Annotated in this window: 16 protein-coding genes; 9 read left to right on the top strand and 7 right to left on the bottom strand. The window is 72.0% G+C overall.

From position 1 onward, the window contains the following. From DVH02_RS30770 to DVH02_RS30800, 7 genes are all read left to right on the top strand, one after another. On the top strand, positions 1–635 hold a 635-nt coding region (locus DVH02_RS30770), incomplete at its 5' end, for a sugar phosphate isomerase/epimerase family protein (protein WP_147286171.1). Beyond that, the gene (locus DVH02_RS30775; RefSeq protein WP_114627132.1) at positions 632–1567 is read left to right on the top strand and encodes a Gfo/Idh/MocA family protein; all 936 of its coding nucleotides are present in this window, start codon (positions 632–634) and stop codon (positions 1565–1567) included. The genes DVH02_RS30770 and DVH02_RS30775, both read left to right, overlap by 4 nt. Next, positions 1518–2750 carry a methionine adenosyltransferase gene (locus DVH02_RS30780; protein ID WP_114627133.1) on the top strand — a complete coding sequence of 411 codons (1233 nt, stop codon included), beginning with the start codon at positions 1518–1520 and terminating at the stop codon, positions 2748–2750. Before DVH02_RS30775 ends, DVH02_RS30780 begins: the two co-directional genes overlap by 50 nt. Then, the gene (locus tag DVH02_RS30785) at positions 2747–3631 is read left to right on the top strand and encodes a phosphoenolpyruvate carboxykinase (ATP) (RefSeq protein ID WP_114627134.1); all 885 of its coding nucleotides are present in this window, start codon (positions 2747–2749) and stop codon (positions 3629–3631) included. The genes DVH02_RS30780 and DVH02_RS30785 overlap by 4 nt, the downstream gene beginning before the upstream one ends. Beyond that, entirely contained in the window at positions 3628–4680 is a 1053-nt protein-coding gene (locus DVH02_RS30790) for a hypothetical protein (RefSeq protein WP_114627135.1), read from the top strand. The genes DVH02_RS30785 and DVH02_RS30790 overlap by 4 nt, the downstream gene beginning before the upstream one ends. Next, complete coding sequence (locus tag DVH02_RS30795; RefSeq protein WP_114627136.1) at positions 4677–5417, top strand: coenzyme F420-0:L-glutamate ligase; 741 nt, start codon at positions 4677–4679, stop codon at positions 5415–5417. The genes DVH02_RS30790 and DVH02_RS30795 overlap by 4 nt, the downstream gene beginning before the upstream one ends. Next, on the top strand, positions 5414–6223 hold the full coding sequence (locus tag DVH02_RS30800; protein ID WP_114627137.1) for a shikimate dehydrogenase: 810 nt from the start codon (positions 5414–5416) through the stop codon (positions 6221–6223). Before DVH02_RS30795 ends, DVH02_RS30800 begins: the two co-directional genes overlap by 4 nt. Positions 6224–6432: 209 nt before the next feature. Here the strand turns inward: DVH02_RS30800 and DVH02_RS30805 are convergent, their stop codons facing one another. Next, complete coding sequence (locus tag DVH02_RS30805) at positions 6433–8853, bottom strand: endonuclease/exonuclease/phosphatase family protein (RefSeq protein WP_407697700.1); 2421 nt, start codon at positions 8851–8853, stop codon at positions 6433–6435. Between the two features lie 537 nt (positions 8854–9390). Between DVH02_RS30805 and DVH02_RS30810 the strand changes: the two genes are divergently transcribed. Then, positions 9391–11034, top strand: a complete 1644-nt coding sequence (locus DVH02_RS30810; RefSeq protein ID WP_233518564.1) for a prenyltransferase/squalene oxidase repeat-containing protein — start codon at positions 9391–9393, stop codon at positions 11032–11034. A gap of 160 nt (positions 11035–11194) precedes the next feature. Here the strand turns inward: DVH02_RS30810 and DVH02_RS30815 are convergent, their stop codons facing one another. The 3 genes from DVH02_RS30815 to DVH02_RS30830 form a co-directional block, all read right to left on the bottom strand. Next, positions 11195–12361, bottom strand: a complete 1167-nt coding sequence (locus tag DVH02_RS30815; protein WP_114627139.1) for an RNA polymerase sigma factor — start codon at positions 12359–12361, stop codon at positions 11195–11197. A gap of 229 nt (positions 12362–12590) precedes the next feature. Continuing rightward, positions 12591–12998 carry a YciI family protein gene (locus DVH02_RS30825; protein WP_114627141.1) on the bottom strand — a complete coding sequence of 136 codons (408 nt, stop codon included), beginning with the start codon at positions 12996–12998 and terminating at the stop codon, positions 12591–12593. A 307-nt stretch (positions 12999–13305) separates the two neighbouring features. Then, positions 13306–15519 carry a bifunctional glycosyltransferase 87/phosphatase PAP2 family protein gene (locus tag DVH02_RS30830; protein ID WP_114627142.1) on the bottom strand — a complete coding sequence of 738 codons (2214 nt, stop codon included), beginning with the start codon at positions 15517–15519 and terminating at the stop codon, positions 13306–13308. 286 nt (positions 15520–15805) lie between these two features. Between DVH02_RS30830 and DVH02_RS30835 the strand changes: the two genes are divergently transcribed. Beyond that, positions 15806–16474, top strand: coding sequence for an O-methyltransferase (locus DVH02_RS30835; protein ID WP_114627143.1), 669 nt, complete (start codon positions 15806–15808; stop codon positions 16472–16474). Between the two features lie 88 nt (positions 16475–16562). Here the strand turns inward: DVH02_RS30835 and DVH02_RS30840 are convergent, their stop codons facing one another. The 3 genes from DVH02_RS30840 to DVH02_RS30850 all read right to left on the bottom strand — a co-directional run bounded on the left by DVH02_RS30840 (position 16563) and on the right by DVH02_RS30850 (position 20297). Beyond that, the gene (locus DVH02_RS30840) at positions 16563–17288 is read right to left on the bottom strand and encodes a hypothetical protein (protein ID WP_114627144.1); all 726 of its coding nucleotides are present in this window, start codon (positions 17286–17288) and stop codon (positions 16563–16565) included. Continuing rightward, a complete protein-coding gene (locus DVH02_RS30845) occupies positions 17288–18109 on the bottom strand; it encodes a hypothetical protein (RefSeq protein WP_114627145.1) in 822 nt (273 codons plus the stop codon). Before DVH02_RS30845 ends, DVH02_RS30840 begins: the two co-directional genes overlap by 1 nt. A 160-nt stretch (positions 18110–18269) precedes the next feature. Continuing rightward, positions 18270–20297, bottom strand: a complete 2028-nt coding sequence (locus DVH02_RS30850) for an MFS transporter (RefSeq protein ID WP_114627146.1) — start codon at positions 20295–20297, stop codon at positions 18270–18272. Positions 20298–20312: the final 15 nt, after the last annotated feature.

A 20312-nucleotide genomic window follows, 5' to 3' on the forward strand; every position in this document is an offset into this window, starting at 1 on the left:
AACTGTCGACCTTCCCCGAAGCTGTGCCCGCTTCGGGGAAGGTCGACAGTTTCCAGTTCCCGACCCGTGTGGCACCGGAGAGGCGGGAGGGCTGGGTGGAGCGGGCCATCGCGGTCGCCGGGGTCCTGGGCACCGACTTGATCAGGGTGTTCTCCCATCTGCGCGTCGTCGAAGGTCTCACCGAATCGTTCCTCCACGATCCGCTGCTGTCGCACGCGCTGAAGCGGGCCGAGCACGCGGGGGTCCGTCTGCTGCTGGAGAACGAACCGGTGTGCACGATCGCGTACCCGTCGCCGCTGCTGGAAGTGCTCCGCGCACACGAGGGCCTGGGGCTCTGGCTCGACCTGGGGAACCTTCACGAGGTCGGCCACGGCACCGCAGATGCTGTCGAGGCGCTGGCGCCGTTCGCCGAATACGTCCACGTCAAGGACTACGGGCTCGGCGAAGACGGATGGAAGCACTTCGTGGCCGCCGGCTCCGGAAGCGTGCCGTACGAAGAACTGCTGCCAGTTCTGCACCGCGCCCGCCCCGTTCTTCCGTATGCGCTGGAGACCCATGTGCGCGTCAGCCCCGTCGACGCACTCGCGCAGGGCGCGGCGTACCTGCGCCGCACGGTTCCGGGCGGTCTGGCGTGAGGCGGGTCCTGCTGGTCGGCGCCGGTGAGGTCGGGACCAAGCACCTCGGCGCCCTGGCCGGCGTCGGGGGCATGACGGTGGTCGGTGTGGCTGACCCCAGTCCGGATGTCGAGGCGCCGGCGGGCGTCCCGCTACTGACCCGGTGGCAGAACGCTCTGCCCGCTCTCGGGCCTGATCTTGTGGTGGTGGCCACGCCGCCAGGGATCGCGCTGGAGGTGGCGCGGGCCGCCGCGCGGGGCGGGGCGACGGTGCTGGTGGAGAAGCCGGTCACGCTCGACCCCGCCGCCCTGGCCGAGCCGGACCCGGCCGACGGGCGGATCTACGTCGCCTTCCAGCCGCACTTCGCGCACGGCCTACGTGAGCTGCTGGAGCTGGCCCCAGTGGTGCACCGGGCCGAAGTAACGCTGATATGCCGCCGGGACCAACCGTACTACCGGACGTGGCGTACGCGGATGGCGACCTCCGGAGGCGTGCTGCATCAACAGGCCATCCACGGCCTGGCCCTGGCCCTGCGTCTGCTGCCGTCCGATCCAGTCACCTCCTGTACCGCCCGGATACGGCGCGAGCGGAAGTGGGCCGAATCCGAGGACCACGTCACGGCCCACGTCTCCTTCGAGGACGGCGCGGTCCTGACCATCGACGCGCGGGTCGACGGCGACCAGACGCCCCGTCACGAGGTAGCGCTCGTCCTGGCGGACGGGCAGCGGCTGCACATACGGGGCCGCAACCTCGAAGCCGGGCTCGGCCGCTCGTCGGCCGCGCCCACGGACCAGACGCTGCGCCACGCCATGTATCGCGCACTGCCCGCTCCGGGCGGGCGCCCCGTTCACCCGTGCCTGTTCCCTCTCCCGGCGCTCCGTCGCTCCTTGGAGGTCATCGATCATGTCTACCGTGCCGCCCACCAGGTTCGCCCGGCCGATTCTGCCGCATGACCTCGGCGTCGAGGTCGTCGAGAGGAAAGGGCTGGGGCACCCGGACACCCTGGCCGACTCGATCGCCGAACTCGCGTCGATCCGCTACAGCGAGTACTGCCTGACCGAGTTCGGCGCCGTCCTCCACCACAATCTCGACAAGGTCGCCGTCCTCGGCGGCCGGGCCCGCTTCGGCGACAGCGACGGAACCTACGACCGTCCTGTCCGGATCGTGTTCGGCGGCCGGGCCTCCGCGTCGTTCGGCGGCCGTGCCATCCCGCTGAGGGAAATCCTTGAGGCCGCGGCAGCCGAGCAGTTGCGTTCCGCGCTGCCAGGGTTCGAGCACATCATCTGGGAGGTACGGCACGAGACCACCGACTCCTCCAAGTTCCCTCACTGGTTCGCCCCGAGGCACCTTTCGGACCTGCCGGAGCGCCCCGTGGCGTTCTCCAACGACACCGCGCTCCTGGTCGGGACGGCACCGCGCACCCTGGCCGAGACCGTCGCGCTGCTCACCGAGTCGCACTTCCGGCGTCGACCGTGGGCGGGCAGCGACATCAAGGCCCTGGTGATCCGGAACGGCTCTGCGTTCACGGTCACCGCGTGTGTGCCGGCCGTGGCCGGGCACCTGACGACTTCGGCGGAATTCGAGGATGCCGTCACCGACGCGGCCCGCGACCTCACCGCGCAGCTCGCCAAACGTCTGCCGGGGCCGATCGAAGTGGTGTGCAACACCCGCAACACCCGCTCGGGTCCGCTGTCCGGGCAGTACTTCACCGTGTCCGGCTCGGCGATCGACTACGGCGAGGACGGGCTCGTCGGCCGAGGCAACGCCCGCTCGGGGCTGATCACCCCCGGCCAACAGGCCGGGAACGAGGCACTGTTCGGGAAGAACCCCGCCTACCACGTCGGCAAGGTCGGCGGGTGGCTGGCCGATGAAGCCGCCCTCGCCCTGGCCCGGCGGACCGGTCCGTGCCGCGTCTCGGTGATCTGGCACAACGGGGCCCGCTACCCCGAGCCCGCCGCCTTGGAGGTCTCCACCACCCCCGGTGTGCCAGTCCTCGGCGAATACGCCGATCTGGTCCGGGAATCTCTGCGCCGCACCGACTGGATGCCCGAACTCGTCGGTGCCCGACGCTATCTGCCGGTGGTCCTTCCGGCGGACGTGCTGCTGGCCGAACTCGACGCGTCCCCGGCGCCATGACCGGGGCCGCCCTGACGACCGGCCACCTCACCGCTGCGCTGGATCTGCCGCCAGACCTCGATACGGGCCCGGCCGCCGCGGCTGCCGACCGGCTCCCCGGCGGCTGGCAGCACCATGCCACCGCCGAACGCGGCGACGGCCCGGCTGTCACGGTGGAGAACGCCGTCACCCCGGCCGTCACCGTGCGGGGACAGCACATCCGGCTCCGTCTTCCCCCGGCCGTCGCCGGTTCGGTCACCCTCGCCTACGCGACCTACACCGTCCTGGAACGCGCCCGCCAGGAACAGCGCATGCTCACCCTGCATGCCAACGCCGTGATCACTCCCGACGGCCGGGGTGTCCTGCTCCTCGGGAACAAGGGTGCGGGCAAGACCAGCGTCACGCTCGCCCTCGGCGCACTCGGCTGGACCCACGCCGGCGACGACCTCACCGTCCTTGCCGAACTCGGTGACGAGCTGATGGTCCTGCCGGGTAGACCGACGGCCGCCGTCAGGCCGTCGGACCCCACCCTCTGGCAAGCCCCGAAACCTGTCGTGGCGCTCACGCCGTTCGCGCGCGTGCCGGTGCCGCTGGCCCGAGTCTTCCGGCTCACCGTCCATCCCGGCGTTCCGCACGCGCAGACGACAGCGGCCACGCCGTTCTCCGCGAACGAACAGCTCCGCCTCCACGAGGCCCTGGCCCGTTACGTCTCCGGCCTGCCCACACCCCTGACCGGTCCCAACGGGACGCCCTACGGACCCGTGTGGCCGTTGGACACCCCGGCCCTGGCCCGCTGGCGGTCACACCTGATCACCCGCCTCGAACAGCACCCGTACACGTACTTGTACGCGCCCGATCCGCGGACCGCCGCCGACCTGATCACCCAGGAGACCCACGCGTGAGACCGTCCAGCGCCGCGATCCTGCCCAGTCGCGACGAACCCGAGACCATCGCCGCAGTGACCGCCGCAGTCGATGCGGCGCTGGACGACCCGCACGCGGTCATCGTCCACGCCGACGCATCCGACCACTCCGAGACAGCGGCCCGGTTCACCGCGACACCGACCCGGGCCCGGAAGATCAGCCTTACCGGCCTGCCTCGCGGCAAGGGTACCCAGATCCTGCACGCCCTGCCGCACCTTCCGGACCCCACCGGTGCGCTCCTCATCACCGACACCGACACACGCAACCCCGACGCTGATCTCTACCGCGCTCTCCTCGCCCACGCCGACAGCGGGTACGCGATCGCCGACTACCCGCGCTACTGGGACGAGGGAAACCTCACCTCACACCTGGCCCGCCCGCTGATCGCCGCCACCACGGGCCATGACGTCCCCCAGCCGCTCGCCGGCGACCTCGCGCTCTGCGCCGGGATCATCAACGCCGTCCGTACCGCCGACGCCGCTCTCCCACCCCGCCTCGCCACCGCCGTCAACGGATACGGCATCGACGCCTTCCTCCTGCTCACCGCCGCCGCTGTGGGCCCCATCACCACCGTCCCCGCATCGTGCCCCAAGCAGCACGCCGCGAGTTTCCCCCACCTCCCGCAGATCTACGACGAAGCCGTCCCCATCCTCCTGGCGCTCGCCGCCAACGCCCCGGCGCCGCCCGCACCGCGCACCAGACCACCGCGCTACCGACCCGCCGACCGGCACCTCACCCCGGACCAGCAGGCGTTCATGCTCACCGCACTCGACCGCCTCGCACCTCGCTCCTCCCGCTACGATGCGCGTCCGTGGCCGCTCCCCTTGGTCGACGCCTGGCACGCCGTCAAAACCGGCGTCCTGCCGAACGACGCGGCACGTACGCTGCGACCGCACTACGTCCACCGCGTCCGTCTCTGGCTCACCGCCACCTGGACCACCGCGGAGCGAGCCGACATCCTCACCGACGCCCACACCCGGCTGATCACCGAACTGGCCGACCACCCCGTATGGAGCCACACCCCATGAACCCGATCACCGCCTTCTCCGCGTTCGGACTGGAGCCGTTCCCGACCATCACCGTCGGAGACGACCTCGCCTCCGTCATCACCGGTGTGCTGAAGGATCAGGATGTCGCCCTGCACGTCGGCGACGTCGTCGTCGTCGCTTCGAAAGCTGTATCAATCGCGGAAAAGCGCTACGTCGATCTCGCGGCCGTCACACCCGGCACCGAGGCACTGGCCCTGTCCGCCCGCACCGGAAAGCCGGCCGAGGTCGCCCAGCTGATCCTGGACGAGTCGACCGAGCACTTCGTGGCCGGCGAGCGCGGACCGATCATCGCCCGACACCGTCTCGGCTTCCAGCTCACGTCGGCGGGCGTGGACCGGGCCGGTACCGAAGGCGCGTGGCTGCTGCCCACCGATCCTGACGCCTCCGCCCGCGCGCTGCGCGACGCGATCACCGCCGCGACGACCACGCCCGTCGCCGTGGTGATCGCCGACTCCGACGGGCGCCCGGACCGCCGCGGCGCCACCGTCATCTCCATCGGCGCCGCAGGGATCGCACCTCTGCGCATCACCGAGCACACCGAGCCCGGCGGCAGGACAAAGCGCCAGGAGGAGACGTTCACCGATCTCATCACCGCCGCGGCCGGACTGATCCTCGGACAGCGCGGTCGCGGCGCGCCGGTCGCCGTACTGCGCGGGCTCTCCTACGACCGGACCGACGAAGGCGTGGCCGCCATGATGCACCGGCCGGCACCGTGAAGCTCGCCCTGCTCGGCTCGCCCGTCCACAGCGCGCTCTCGCCGGTAATCCACCGGGCCGCCTACGCCGCGCTGGGCCTGAACTGGACGTATCACGCGGTCGAGTGCCGGGCCGAAGACCTGCCACGCATCCTCGCAGCGGCGCGCTCAGGGGAGTGGGGCGGCTTTTCGCTGACCATGCCACTGAAGGCCGCGGTTGTTCCGTTCCTCGACGATGTCACGGACGTTGTCGTACGAACGGGAGCGGCGAACACCATCGTCGTGAACGGCGATGGTCGGCTCTCCGGGGAGAACACGGACGTGCACGGGATGGTGCAAACACTGCGCGCGGTCGGCATCACCGACGTGTCCTCGGTCACCGTGCTCGGTGCGGGAGCGACTGCCCGTACGGCTCTGGCCGCAGCCCGCGAACTGGGCTGCGGCCGAGCTGTCGCCGTCGCCAGGGACAACGCCAGAGCCCAGTCCCTTGCCACCGCGGCCGCGCGGATCGGGACCGATCTGGTGATCCGGCCGTGGACGGACGCGGCACGCTGTCTCTCCGCCGACCTCGTCATCTCAGCCGTACCGCCCAGTGCCGCCGATGTCCTTGCGCCCATGTGGCCGGCCGGCCCCGGCACACTCATGGATGTCACTTACCGTCCCTGGCCCAGCGCCCCCGCTCAGGCGGCCGAGTCGGCGGGATGGCGCGTCGTGGGCGGGCTGTCCATGCTCGTGCACCAGGCAGCCCGGCAGGTCACTCTTCAGACGGGACACTCGGTGCCTCCCTTCGACACGATGCTGGACGCCGCCACGGCGGCGACGAGCTGAGAGGGGCCGGCTTTCCGCCATCGCCGTACAAGGCTCCTGATCCGCCTGGTCCTGGGCTGAGCGCCGGGCTTCCCGGGGTACGTCACCAGTTGGCGGAGCGGGAACCTTGGTCTCCTGACTGAGGGGAGGAAGTCCCACCTGACGGGCCCTCCCCGGTGGGCGGGCGACCGTGCGGCCGACCGCCCACCGGGGAGGCGGGCAAGCGGGTGTTACTTGATGCGCACGACCTGCGGGTCGTGGTCGCTCGCCTGGTCGGCGAACTCGGCGTTGATGTGCACGACGTCGTAGCCGGGCTTCTTGATCGCCGAGCTGACCAGGATGTGGTCGAGCGTCTGCGAGTTGCCGTCGTAGACGTAGCTGTAGCGCTCGTTCTTCGGCAGCGTGTTGATCAGGTCGGTGAGCAGGTTGCCCTTGGTGAGGTTGGTCAGGGGCTTGGAGAACTGGTAGTCGTTCAGGTCGCCGAGAACGACGATCTTGGCCTTCTTGTCCTTGGCGAGCAGGTCGGAGACGAAGCCGCGGACCTCCTTGGCCTGGGCCAGGCGCTGGGTCTCGGAGCCGAGCGTCGGCGGCTGGTTGACGCCGTGCGCCGGCTGGTCGCCGCCCTTGGAGTTGAAGTGGTTGCCGACGATGAAGATGCGCTGGCCGCGGAAGTCGAACTCGCCGACGAGCGGCTTGCGGCTGCTCTTCCAGGCGTCCGAGGTCGGGTTGATCCGGCCGGGGGAGACCGACAGCGAGACCGTCTTCTTGTTCTTGCCCGAGGTGACGACCTCGACCGGCGTGGTGGCGTCGCCGCCGGGACGGTCGACGAAGCTCACGCGCTGGGGGTTGAAGAGGAAGACGTTACGGATGTTGCCGCCCGGCTCGCCGCCGTCGGCCTTGTCCTGCGGGTCGATCGAGCGCCACTCGTAGGAGGGGCCGCCCTTCGCCTTGATGGCGGCGATGAACTTGGCGAGGGTCTGGTCGGCCGCGACCGTACCGTCGTCCTTGTTGCCGTTGTTGTCCTGGATCTCCTCCAGGCTGACCACGTCGGGAGCGGCGAGGTTGGTGACGATGCCGTCCGCGAGCCGGTCGAACTTGGACTGCGCGTTGGTCGGGGCGAGGTTCTCCACGTTGTACGTGGCGACCGACAGCTCGTTGTCCTTGCCCTTCTTCGCCACCTCCGGCTTGAGGCCGCCGGACTTGATCTTGCCCAGGGTGGTGGTCTGGAGGGTGTAGCCGCCGTAGTTGGAGTAGTCCAGTACGCCGGCGCTGGTGCCGGTGAGCGTGTCGCCCACGTTGGCGGTGAGCGTGTCGCCGGTCAGCGAGATGAGCTTGAGACGGCCCGAGTTCACGTCGTTGTAGCCGGTGTAGACGGTGCCGCCGCGCGGGGTCGGGTTCTGCTTGGGCTTGGTGGTGACCCAGGTCTCGCCGTACGAGTTGGAGGCGCCCACGACGCGGCTCTCGCCGATCTGGAGCAGCATGCCCTCGCGCGAGGCGAACCAGTCGAGCGCGAACTTGTCGGGCTTGAGGGCGAGCGGCTCGATGTTGAGCCCCTTCGCCTTCGGGGCGTAGGTGTCGGGCAGCGTCTTGGCGTTGACGACCTCGGGCGCGGGCAGCTTGTTGCCGGAGGAGAGCACGGTGGTCGTCGGGCCGGACAGCTCGGTGAGCGACTGCGATCCCGAAGCCTGGCCGCCCGGGTAGTACTGGACGACCTTGGCGGAGACCAGGACCGAGTCCCCCACCTTGACCTGCGGGGTGCTGGAGCCGGTGAAGACGAAGACGGCCTCGCTGGTGGCGGGGTTCTTGTCCGGCTTCGTGTCCTGGATCCAGAAGCCGCGCGACGTGCCGGTGGAGCGGACGGCGGTGACCACGCCGGGGACGTTGCTGACGCTCTTGCCCACGTACGGCGAGATCCGGGTGGCGCCCTGGATGTCGTGGATGCGCAGCTCACCGGGGGTGGTGTCGGTGGGCGAGGGCGTCGGGGACGGCTCGCCGCCCCCGCCGGGGGTCTCGCCGTCGCCCGCGCTGTTGCGGGGGGTGGGCGTCGCACCGCCGAGGTCGACGGAGTTGTTGTCCGTGTCGGTGAGCGCGGCGTCCCTGGTCACCGAGTGGGTGTTGTCGGCGCCGGTGGCGGGCGAGGTCTCCTTGACGGCGGCGGTGCCGAAGCCGACGAGGTCCTTGATGTTCGTGTCGGCCGCGCAGTCGTCGGTGGTCAGGCAGGTCAGCGCGGTGGTGGAGTGGACCAGCGCGACGGTGCCGCTGCTCGCCGACATGGCGACGGTGCCGGTGGCGTCCGGGGTGGGCAGCGGGGTGTCGCCGCCCGCGCCCTTGGCCTGCTGGATCAGGTAGCTGCCGCCCGCGGGGATCGCGCCGTCCAGCGGCGTGACCGACCACTTGGTGGTGGCGGAGGGCGAACCGCTCAGGTACTGGACGGACCAGCCGGTGAGGTCGAAGGAGGCGCCGCCGGCGTTGCCCAGCTCGATGAAGTCGTGGGTGAGGCTGGCACCGGAGTTCCCGCCGCCGCCGTAGACCTCGGCGATGACCGCGTCGGGGGACGGGGTCGCCTGCGCGGTGAACGGGAGCGCGATGAGGGATCCGACGATACCGACGGGAACGGTGATGGCGATGATCCGGGCGCGTCTGCCGCGCAGGGCCGGGGGTATGGAAGGGGACACGGTTGATCTCTCCGTCGCGTGTTGTACTGCGTTCCGTGTTGTGTGGTGCGTGAGGTGCGTGTGGTGCGTGTGCTGTGTCGCGTGTGGTGCTGGTGGCTCTGGTGGCTCTGGTGCGCGTCCCCGGCCACGTGAGGTGGGGGCAGACGGTGCGGGAAGGCTCAAAGTCGGCTCAAGATACGCGCGTAGATACGGCGCCAACAAGAGGGCGGGCGGGCCAAAGGGGCAATGTTTCCCGACTGTTCGCCGGATTTAACCTGGTTGTCGGTGGCCGAGGGGCACGTGTGAACGAGGGGTGGACGCGTCGGCGGCCTCGTCGCGGGGCCGGGGCGCCGACGGATCGTCACCTTCGCGCGGTTCGCCCTCGCGGCGCCCCCGCCGTACGGGCCCGGGTGACGGCCGGACGGGGGCCGGTAGAGTGGGCGAGGTCGCCTTCATGCCCGTATCGCCCTTATCGCGGCAAGCCGGTACAGAACGGCACTGAACAGCAGCTCCGCAGGAGAGGCCCAGCCCGCCATGACCACCGTTCGCCGCTGCACCGCGGCGCTCGCCGCATCCGCCGTGCTCTGCGTGGCGTTCGCTCCCCCCGCCGCGGCGGGGGGTGACAGGTCGCCGGCCCCGGAGCCCACCGCGGGACGGAGCCCGGCGACCGCACCGTCCGCGATGCGCACGGACCCCTCCTCGGCGCCCGCTCAGGACTCCTCGGGGACGGGATCCGCGGCCTCGGGGACGGAGTCCGCCGCCGGTACGGGATCCGCGGCCTCGGGGACGGACTCCGCCGCCGGTACGGGATCCGCCGTCTCCGGAACCGACTCCGCAGCAGCCGGTACGGGATCCGCCGCCTCCGGAACCGACTCCGCAGCAGCCGGTACGGGATCCGCCTCGGCGGCGGGCGCCGCCCCGGGCGCCGCGACCATAGTGATTCCCCCCGGTCTGTACGGCGACAAGGACCCGACCCGCGACGGCGTGTGGCGCCAGTCGCTGTCCATGCTGGGCCAGGCCGCCGCCCACGTGCGTCCGGGCGACCAGGCCGTGATCTGGCTCAAGTCCCAGCAGTGCGCGAGCGGCGCCTTCCCCGCCTTCCGCGCCGACCCCTCCGTACCGTGCGACGAGAAGACGGCCGTCGACACCCGGTCCACCGCCGCCGCCATACAGGCGCTCTCCTCGCTCGGCGAGCAGCAGCTCCCGATGGATCACGCGATCAGCTGGCTGCGCTCCGTCCAGAACGCGGACGGCGGCTGGGGGCAGCGCCCCGGCACGGCCAGCGACGCGGGCTCCACCTCCCTGGTGATCGGCGCGCTCACGGCGGCGGGGGTACGGCCCAGCTCCGTCCGTACCCGCAACAACGCCCCCTCCCCCGAGGGCAAGCACGCCTTCGACGCGCTGGTGCGCCTGTCCATCCCGTGCGGCGCGGCGTCGGGCGCGGACGCCGGGGCCTTCGCCCACCGGCCGGACGCGTCCGGCCGGCTCACCGCCGACGACGGCGCCACGGCCGCCGCCGTACTCGCCGGGGTCGGCAAGCGGATGGTGACCTCGCCGGTGGCGCCGGGCGCCGCGCCGACCTGCGCGAACATGAAGGGTACGGAGACGGACCCGAACGCCGACCTGCCGCCGGAGCGGGCCTCCCGCAACGGGGCCTCCTATCTGGCCGCCGCGCTCGCCACGACCGGCCACCTGGAGGCGCGCCCGACGGCCGGGGCGGACGACGGGATCAGAGCCCCCTCGCCCGACTTCGAGAACACGGCCGCCGCGGTGGTCGCGCTCACCACCACCGGATACGGCGACCGCGCGAACATCGCGCTGGAGTGGCTGAAGCAGAACTGCGGCGCCTGGGCCCAGGCCAGCGGCCCCGCCGCCTACGCCCAGTTGATCTTCGCCGCGCACGCGACGGGCACCGACCCGCGCAACTTCGGCGGGATAGACCTCGTCCAGCGGCTGAACGAGACGGGCCCCGCCCCGAAGTACATCGCCCCCGCTCCCGCCCCCGGCGCCGCCACCGGTACGGGCCCCGGCGGCGCGGCCACGACGGCGACGACGGCGGCGGAGAGCGCGCTCGGCGCCGACGAGCGCGGGGTCCTGTGGCTCGTCGGAATCGCGCTGGTGGGCGGGGTCGGTATCGGCTATCTGCTGGGCAACCGGCGGAGGACCGGCCGGGCTTGAACCGGAGCGGCCCTGGACGCGCCGCCCGGGGCCGCGTCCAGGGCAAGACCGTGCTCACGGTCGGTGCGGAACGGCCGGTGCCGAACGGTCGGTGCGGAACGGCCGGTGCGGAACGGCCGGTGTCCGGGGCTCGGCTCGTCAGCCACCGGACGCACCCCCGTCAGCGGCTCCCGGGGCGGGCGTTGAGCCGGGCGGCCTGGCGCGTCAGGTGGTCGCGCTCGGCGAGGTTGGACGCCTTGCGGGCCGCCTCGGCGTACAGCCGGGCCGCTGTCGCCGGCTCGCCGTCCCGCTCGTGGAGGTACGCCGCCACCGCGGTGTGCCGGGGCAGGGAATCGTCCAGCGCCGCGAGCGCCGTGAGACCGGCGCGCGGCCCCTCGGCCTCACCGACGGCCACCGCGCGGTTGAGCCGGACGACGGGGCTGTCGGTCAGGCGCACCAGTTCGTCGTACCACTCGACGATCTGCGTCCAGTCGGTCTCCTCCGCGCTGGGCGCGTCGGCGTGCAGCGCGGCGACGGCTGCCTGCGCCTGGAACTCGCCCAGCCGGTCGTGCGCGAGGGCCGCCCCCAGGATCCCGATGCCCTCGGCGATCGCGCCGGTGTCCCACAGCCCCCGGTCCTGTTCGGCGAGCGGCACCAGGGCCCCGTCGGGCGCGGTCCTGGCAGCGCGCCGGGCGTGGTGGAGCAGCATGAGGGCGAGCAGCCCCGCCACCTCGGGGTGGTCGATCACGGCCGCGAGCCGCCGGGTGAGGCGGATGGCCTCGGCGGCGAGGTCGACGTCGCCGGAGTAGCCCTCGTTGAAGACGAGGTAGAGGACGCGCAGCACGGTGGCGACATCGCCTGGCCGGTCGAGCCGCACCCCGGAGACGGTGCGCTTGGCCCGGCTGATCCGCTGCGCCATCGTCGCCTCGGGCACCAGATACGCCTCGGCGATCCGGCGGGTGGTCAGCCCGCCGACGGCGCGCAGCGTGAGCGCGACGGCGGACGACGGCGTCAGCGCCGGGTGGGCGCACAGGAAGTAGAGCTGGAGCGTGTCGTCCACCGCGGGCGCGGGGCCGGGTACCGGCTCCTCTCCGACGACGCCCTCCCGGCGGCGGCGGGCGGTGTCGGCACGGGCCGCGTCGAGGAACCGGCGCCAGGCCACGGTGACCAGCCAGCCCTTGGGGTCACGCGGCGGGTCGGCCGGCCAGACCCGGACGGCCTCGACCAGCGCGTCCTGGACGGCGTCCTCGGCCGCTGCGAAGTGGGCTCCGCGGCGGACGAGGATCCCGAGCACGTCCGGCGTGAGGCGCCGGAGCAGGACTTCGTCGACGTCGGGGTCGCCTGCCACGGGATCGCTCCCCGCTCGGGCGCCCGCCTCGGGACCGTCCACATCGAGGCCACGCACGTCGGGACCGCCCGCCTCGGGACCGCGCACATCGGGACCGTCCGCATCGGGACCACGCGCGTAGGCATCATCCACATCGGGATCACCCACGTCGGCATCACTCCCCTCGCGGTCGCTCGCCTCGACGTCGCCCACCTCACCGTCGCTCACCTCACCGTCGCCCACCTCGACGTCACTCCGTGACAGTGGGCGGCGCGGTCAGGAACGGGCGCAGCTCCAGCCACTCGTGGATCGGCTTCCCGCCCGCCCCGGGCGCGGCCGACAGCTCCCCGGCCAGCTCGATGGCGCGCTCCTGGCTGTCGACGTCGATCACCATCCACCCGGCGATGAGGTCCTTGGTCTCGGCGAACGGGCCGTCGGTGACCGGCGGGCGTCCCTCCCCGTCGTACTGGACGAACATCCCCTCGGGGGCGAGCGCCTGGCTGTCGACGAACTCCCCGGTCTCCTCCAGCCGGGCCGCGAAGTCCTGCATGTAGCGCACGTGGGCCGAGATCTCGTCCGGGGTCCACCGGTCCATGGGGATGTTGTTCACCGCGGCCGGGGCGCCTCGGTAGTGCTTGAGCATCAGGTACTTCGCCATCGCTGTCTCTCCTCGGTGCTGCGCGGCCTCTTCCGGTCGCGTTCACTACGGGGACGGAGCCGGTCACGGGTTCTCGACATCCTCGCCCGATTTTTTTCGGGCCCCGTCGGCAAGCCTGACCGCACCCGCCCTCCGCCACCACCTCGGAGGCGTCACCGGTTCCCGTGGGCACCGGGCCCCGTGGGCCGATCGCGCCCTCTCCGTCCCCGGCCGGAGAGGGCCTTACGCCCGGAGCGGGCCCTACGCGCGGTCGGACCCTACGCCCGGTCGAGCCCCGGTCGAGCCCCGGTCGAGCCCCGGTCGAGCCCTACGCCCGGTCCCCCGCCCCTTGCCGTACGCCGTCCCCGTCCGGCGCCTCCCGGCCGGCCGGGACGGTCGGGCCGGGCCTCGCCGGTCCCGTCGACGCCGTCCCCGTGGCCGCCGGACCGCCGTCCTCCCCTTCCGGGAACGGGCCGCCCCGCTTCGCCGGAGCCGGAACCTCGACCGGAACCCCGACCGGAACCCCGGCCGCGGCCTCAGCCGGAACCCCGGCCGGGGCCTCGCCTGGGCCCCCGGCCTGCCGCGGCAGCAGCTGCCGCCGCCCCGCCAGCAGATACGTCAGGCCGAAGCCCGCGCCCACGACCGTGGCACCGCCCAGCGCGTCCAGCACCCAGTGGTTGGCCGTGGCGACGATGGCGCAGATCGTGAAGAGGGGGTGGAGCAGGCCGAGGAGTCTCATCCACAGCTTGGGGGCGAGCACCACGACGACCACACCGCACCACAGCGACCAGCCGAAGTGCAGCGAGGGCATCGCCGCGTACTGGTTGGTGAGCGCCGTCAGCGCGCCGTAGTCCGGATTGGTCAGGTCCTGCGGGCCGTGCACGGTGTCGATGAAGCCGAGGTCGGGCATCAGCCTCGGCGGGGCCAGCGGGTAGAACCAGAAGCCGACGAGCGCCAGCACCGTGGCGAAGCCCAGCGACGAACGGGCCCAGCGGTAGTCGGCGGGGCGGCGTGCGTACAGGACGCCGAGGATGGTCAGCGGGATCACGAAGTGGAACGACGTGTAGTAGAAGTTGAAGAAGCTCTCGGCCCACTTGGTGTTCGCGACCGCGTGGTTGACCCAGTGCTCGATGTCGATCCCGAGCGCCCGCTCGATGGAGTGGATCTGGCGGGCGTGCTCCTCGGCCGTCTCGCGGCCCCCGGTGGCGACCAGCCGGATGTGGGAGTACGCGGAGTATCCGACGCGGATGGCGAGCAGTTCGAGCAGCAGGTTCGGGCGGCTCAGCAGCCGCTTCCAGAACGGGACCAGCGGCACCCGGCCCCAGCGCGAGGGCACGGGCCGCGCGTACTCGGTCGGTACCGGCTTGTCGAAGTACGGCGAGGTACGCGCCAGGAACGGCACCGCGCACGCCGCCGCCAGCGCCGCGATCAGCGGCACGTTGTCGCGGAGCGGGACCAGCGCCTTCATGTTCGGCAGCATCATCTTGCCGGGCAGCGTCATCACCAGGATGACGACCGCGGGCCACACCAGCCGGTCCCTGGCCCGGGTGCCGACCCGGCCCACCAGGGCCAGCAGCACCCACAGCAGCTGGTGCTGCCAGGCGGTCGGCGAGACCGCGACGGCCACGCACCCCGTCAGCGCGACGGCCAGCAGCGACTGCCCGTCCTGGGCGTACCGCGCGGCCCTGCGCAGCCCGAGGAAGACGACGGCAGCCGCCAGGACGAGGACGAGCCCGACCTCCAGCGGTCCTTCGAGGCCGAACCGCAGCAGCGCACCGTGCACGGACTGGTTGGCGAGCGAGTCCGCGCGCGCGCCCAGACCGGCGCCCGCCACGTGGTGCACCCAGTACGCCCAGGAGTCGCCCGGCATCACCGCCCAGGTCAGCACCGTACCGGCGGCGAAGGTCCCCGCCGAGGTGACGGCCGCCTTCCTGCGGCCGGTCAGCCAGAGCAGCGGCGCGAAGAGCAGTACGGCGGGCTGGAGCGCGGCGCCGATCCCGACGAGGAGCCCGGAGCCGCGTTCGCTCCGTACGGCGAGGGTGCCGAGGAGCACCAGCAGCACCGGGATGATGCTGGTCTGGCCCAGCGAGAAGCTGTTGCGCACCGGCAGGGAGAGCATGAGGAGGCTGACGGCGACCGGCGCGGCCAGCAGCCGGGTACGGCGGGAGACCTGTCCCGGCAGCGCCCGCGCGGCGACGAGGCCGAGAGCAACGACCAGCAGCAGCGTCCCCAGGGTCCAGACGATGCCGAGGCTCTCCTCGGCCGAGCGGGCCAGCGGTTTGAGCACCAGGCCGGCGAACGGTGTTCCGGTGAACTGTCCGGTGTCGTAGAGCGATCCCGTCACATGCAGGACACCGTCGTCACCGATCCAGGTCTCCAGATCGGTGAGCCGTTCACCGGGCGGCTGCCGCAGTACCGCCGCCGCCTGTCTTACCGCCAGCACCGCGGCGACCAGCCACAGAACCGCGCGGGCTCTGCCGAGCCCGCCTCCCGCGGTACCCGCCGCCGCACCGCCGTGCACGCTGTGATCTGCATTCGCCACGCCGCGCCGACCCTCCGTCCCGATAACGCCGTCCCTGGGGCATAGAGCCTCGCACTGCCCCTTCGCGAAGACTCAGGCAACCCCCTCTTCGCCTGACTGTCACCCCTGTTTTGGCTTAATGCCCCTGACTTCCGGACTTCCGGCGAGAAACAGAGATCGCCCCCGATGGTACGGACCAGCTCTCCGTCCGGCCGTTCCGTGTCGACGGACGGACGCCGGAAGACCGCGCCGTGTTCCGGTCGGGATAACGTTTCGGGAACCGATTCCGGCACTCTGAGAGGCCCTCATGTCCCAGGAGCAGTGGACCGCGGTCGACAGCTACTTCACCGACCGGCTCGCCCCCGCCGACGAGGCGCTCGCCGCGGCTCTCACGGCCGCCGACGCGGCCGGTCTGCCCGCCATCAACGTCGCGCCGAACCAGGGCAAGCTGCTCCAGTTGCTGGCCCAGACGCAGGGCGCCCGTACCGTGCTGGAGATCGGCACGCTCGCCGGTTACAGCACCATCTGGCTGGCCCGCGCGCTGCCCGAGGACGGCAGGCTGATCTCCCTGGAGTACGACCCCGCCCACGCCGACGTGGCGCGCGCCAATCTGGCGCACGCCGGGCTGGACAAGATCGCCGAGGTGCGGACAGGACCCGCGCTGGAGACGCTCCCGGTACTGGCACAGGAGGGCGCGGGCCCCTTCGACCTCGTGTTCATCGACGCGGACAAGCCGAACAACCCGCACTACCTGGAGTGGGCGCTCAAGCTGACCCGGCCGGGCAGCCTCGTCGTCGTCGACAACGTCGTGCGGGGCGGGCGGATCGCGGATCCGGAGAGCACCGACCCCGCCGTGGTGGGCACCCGCCGGATGTTCGAGCGGATCGCGGCGAATCCGCTGCTGTCCGCGACGGCGGTGCAGACGGTGGGTGCCAAGGGGTACGACGGCTTCGCGCTCGTGCGCGTCCTCGGCTGACCGGGCGGCTCCCGCCGCACACACACGTACGGAGCTACGGGGAATCCGGTAGCTCCGTACGCCGTCGCGGTCATCGCGTCGGGCCGGGTCAGACGCGCAGCAGTCGTTCCGTCATCTCGCGGTAGCTCTGGAGGGCGAGCCGCAGCTCCTCCGTGCTGGAGCCGTCCGCCGAGCCGTTCCCTGCGGCCCCCGCGCCGTCGTCACCCGGCCCCTCCCAGCCCGCGCGCAGCGAGCGCGGCCGGTCGGCGAGCGCCTTCGTCAGCCGCCCGGCGGCCTCCTCCAGGACATCGGCGGCCTCCTCGACGGAGTGCCGGGGCCCGTCGACGAAGGTGCTCAGCGCCTGCTGGAGACGCTCGGCGAGCCGGTCGCTCTCGTCCTGGGGGATGAGCCGGGCGGAGGAGCTGCCTCGGTCGGGGGTGCCGGAGGCGACAGGAGTGCCGGAGGCAGCGCGGGTGCCGGTGGTGGCGGTGCCGGTCGTGGCGCGGGTGCCAGTCGTGGTGCCGGGAGGGACGGCGCTCTCCGGCTCGGCCGTGCGCTCGGCCTCGGCCTCGGTCTCGGCTCCAGCCTTGGTCCGCGCGGCAGTCGCGGCTCCGGTCCTGGCTGTCGGGGCCGCCGTCGGCTCGGACTTGATGTCGGACCCGGCCCCGGCCCCGATCCCGGTCCTGGATCCGGTCCCGATCCCGGTCCTGGATCCGGTCCCGATCCCGGACTCGCGCCCGGTCCTGCTCTCTGCCTCGGCCTCAGCCTCTGCCTCGGTCTCGGTCTCGGTGAACTCACCGGTCTTACGGGGGTCACGCTTCGCTTCGTACGTCATCACACTCCACTCCCTTTGGGCCGCAGTGAAAAGGTCTTGTCCCGACCGGCGCCACCGGGGCGGTCGCTGCCGCCTTCGTTCTCCTCCGGCCGGGCCAGGATCAGCCGCTCGAAAAGCTCGCGCGCGCCGACCATCGCCTCGCGCAGTTCCTCCGTGGTCGCGGCTCCGCCCGTACGCGCACCGTCGGCGGTGCCTTCGGCGGTGGCGGTGCCGTCGTCCGTGCCCGGTTCGGTGTTCGTGCCCGGTTCGGTGTTCGCGCCCGGGTCGGTGTTCGCGCCCGGGTCGGTGTTCGCGCCCGGGTCGGTGTTCGCGCCCGGGTCCGTGTTCGTGGCCGTACCCGTACCCGTGCCCGCTCCTGCGGTCGGGAGCGCCTCGTGCACCCTGCGGTAGCCGTCCACCTGGTGGGCGTGGTGGACGGACAGGGCCTCCACCTGATCGTCGTAGCGCGCCCCGGCGGGGTAACCGCACTCTTCGGCGAGCTGGGCCACCAGCCGGTCGGCCTCCTTCACCGCTTCCCGGGGCGAGTCGACGAAGCGTTCCTGGAGACCGGCCCACTGGGCCACGTACTGCTCGCGCCGCTCCTCGGAGAGGGACCGAGGCCGCAACTCGCCGTGCCGCTTGACCCGTTCCGTCAGCTCCCGCTCAGCGGCCCTGGTGTCGCCGTCGTGCCGGGCGACGACACGCTCGTACTCGGGGCCGAAGCGGCGCTTCAGTCCGCCGCGGCCGCCGCGGCCGTTTGCTCGGCCGGGCCCTGTGTACAGGACCGCGGCCACGATGATCACGAACGCCACGATGAGAGCGACGATCAGAACTGTGGACATGTCTGCCTTCCTGGCTCGTACTCGGGTCGTAACGACTCGTTCACCGAGTCGGGTTGCCCCGAATCCCTCCGCCAAACGGGCCTGGAGGCAAGGCTGTCGCGCGCCCGTACGGGTCAGGACACCCGGCCGCGCGGACCGGCCAGGTCAACGCGGTGCCGGTTCACTCCTCGACGCGGGTGACATGGTCGCGCGGGGTCAGGGTCCCGTTGGGGCGCTCGCTCTCGGAGCCGCACAGCTCGCCGTTCAACTCCGCCACCAGCCGCACCAGATCGGTCGGCCGGTCCGGCCCCCACCAGTCCCCCAGCAGCTCCGCGAGCGACTCCTCCCGGGCCAGCGCCAGCACCTGCGCCATCCGCGCGCCCCGCTCGCTGAGCCTCAGCTCCATCCCCGCGCGCTCGACGAGCCCGCGCTCCTCCAGCTGCCGGGACGCCGAAGTGATGGACGCCAGCGGCACGGTGCCTGCCTCGGCCAGCTGGGCGGGGCGTACGACGCCGTACCTGCGCACCCGCAGCAGCAGCCAACTGGCCGCCGGGAGCAGGTCGTACCCCGCCTTCTCGGTGATCGTCTCGTAGATCCGCCGACGGCCCTCGCGGGTGCCGAGGACGGACAGGGCGCGGGCCACCTCGTCGTGCGAGGAGCGCTCCACGGGGTTGGAGGCCAGCGTCTCGGAGATCTCCGGCGCGGTCACCGAGCCGCGCAGTTTGTCCTCCTTGAGGAACCACGCCACCGCGAACGCCGCCAGCACCACCGGCACGCCGTACAGGAAGACATCGGTGATGGAGGTCGCGTACGCGTGCAGTACGGGCGCCCGCAGCGCGGCCGGCAGGCTGCCCAGGGCCTGCGGATCGGCCGAGAGCCGCCCCGCGTCCACACCGGGCGGCAGCGTCCGGCCCGCCAGCGCGTCCGTGAGCCGGCCCCGGAGCAGATCGGCGAAGATCGTGCCGAAGACGGCGACGCCGAACGAGGCTCCGATGGAGCGGAAGAAGGTCGCGCCGGAGGTCGCGACGCCGAGGTCCCGGTAGTCGACCGCGTTCTGCACCACCAGCACCAACACCTGCATGACCAGGCCGAGTCCGGCGCCGAAGACGAAGAAGTAGGCGCTCATCAGCCACGTACCGCTGAACTCGGTGAGGTGGTGGAGCAGGAGCAGCCCGAGAGCGGTGATACCGGTGCCGAGGATCGGGAACGCCTTCCAGCGCCCGGTGCGGCTGACGATCTGCCCGGACAGTGTGGAGGTGATCAGCAGCCCGAGCACCATGGGCAGCAGATGCACGCCCGACATGGTCGGGGTGATGCCGTGGACGACCTGGAGGAAGGTCGGCAGATAGGTCATCGCGCCGAACATGGCGAAGCCGACGATGAAGCTGATCACCGCGACGAGGGTGAAGGTCCTGATGCGGAAGAGGCGCAGCGGCAGCACGGGCTCGACGGCGCGTCGCTCGACGCGGATGAAGACCGCGAGCAGGACGAGGCCGAGGAGCGCGAGTCCGATGACCTGGGCGGAGGCCCAGGGCCAGGTGGTGCCGCCGAGCGAGGCGACCAGCACCAGGCAGACGGCGACGGACGCGATCAGGAACGTACCGAGGTAGTCGATGGTGTGTTTGGCGCGGTGCACCGGGATGTGCAGGACGGCGGCGATGACGAGGAGGGCGACGACGCCGACGGGCAGGTTGATGTAGAAGACCCAGCGCCAGCTGAGGTGCTGGGTGAAGAAGCCGCCGAGGAGCGGGCCGAGGACGCTCGTCGCGCCGAAGACGGCTCCGAACAGGCCCTGGTACTTGCCGCGTTCGCGCGGCGGTACGAGGTCGCCGACGATCGCCATCGACAGCACGATCAGCCCGCCGCCGCCGAGGCCCTGGAGCGCCCGGAAGCCGATGAGCTGGGCCATGTTCTGGGAGAGGCCGCAGAGGGCCGAGCCGATGAGGAAGATGACGATCGCGGTCTGGAAGAGCTTTTTACGGCCGTACTGGTCGCCGAGTTTGCCCCAGAGGGGGGTGGCGGCGGTCGAGGCGAGCAGATAGGCGGTGACGACCCAGGAGAGATGGTCGAGCCCTCCGAGGTCGCTGACGATGGTCGGCAGGGCGGTGGAGACGATCGTCTGGTCGAGTGCCGCGAGGAGCATGCCGAGCAGGAGGGCGCCGATGGCGACGAGTACGGTGCGCGGCCGGTGGCCCTCGTCGGGGGCCACCGGCCGCGCACCGTA

Source organism: Streptomyces corynorhini, assembly GCF_003346515.1.
Classification (GTDB): domain Bacteria; phylum Actinomycetota; class Actinomycetes; order Streptomycetales; family Streptomycetaceae; genus Streptomyces; species Streptomyces corynorhini.

Excerpts from the sequence above, each read along its gene's own strand:
- DVH02_RS30780 (WP_114627133.1), top strand. The coding sequence starts at position 1,518 with ATGTCTACCGTGCCGCCCACCAGGTTCGCCCGGCCGATTCTGCCGCAT.
- DVH02_RS30785 (WP_114627134.1), top strand. The coding sequence starts at position 2,747 with ATGACCGGGGCCGCCCTGACGACCGGCCACCTCACCGCTGCGCTGGAT.
- DVH02_RS30795 (WP_114627136.1), top strand. The coding sequence starts at position 4,677 with ATGAACCCGATCACCGCCTTCTCCGCGTTCGGACTGGAGCCGTTCCCG.
- DVH02_RS30810 (WP_233518564.1), top strand. The coding sequence starts at position 9,391 with ATGACCACCGTTCGCCGCTGCACCGCGGCGCTCGCCGCATCCGCCGTG.
- DVH02_RS30825 (WP_114627141.1), bottom strand. The coding sequence starts at position 12,998 with ATGGCGAAGTACCTGATGCTCAAGCACTACCGAGGCGCCCCGGCCGCG.
- DVH02_RS30835 (WP_114627143.1), top strand. The coding sequence starts at position 15,806 with ATGTCCCAGGAGCAGTGGACCGCGGTCGACAGCTACTTCACCGACCGG.
- DVH02_RS30840 (WP_114627144.1), bottom strand. The coding sequence starts at position 17,288 with ATGACGTACGAAGCGAAGCGTGACCCCCGTAAGACCGGTGAGTTCACC.
- DVH02_RS30845 (WP_114627145.1), bottom strand. The coding sequence starts at position 18,109 with ATGTCCACAGTTCTGATCGTCGCTCTCATCGTGGCGTTCGTGATCATC.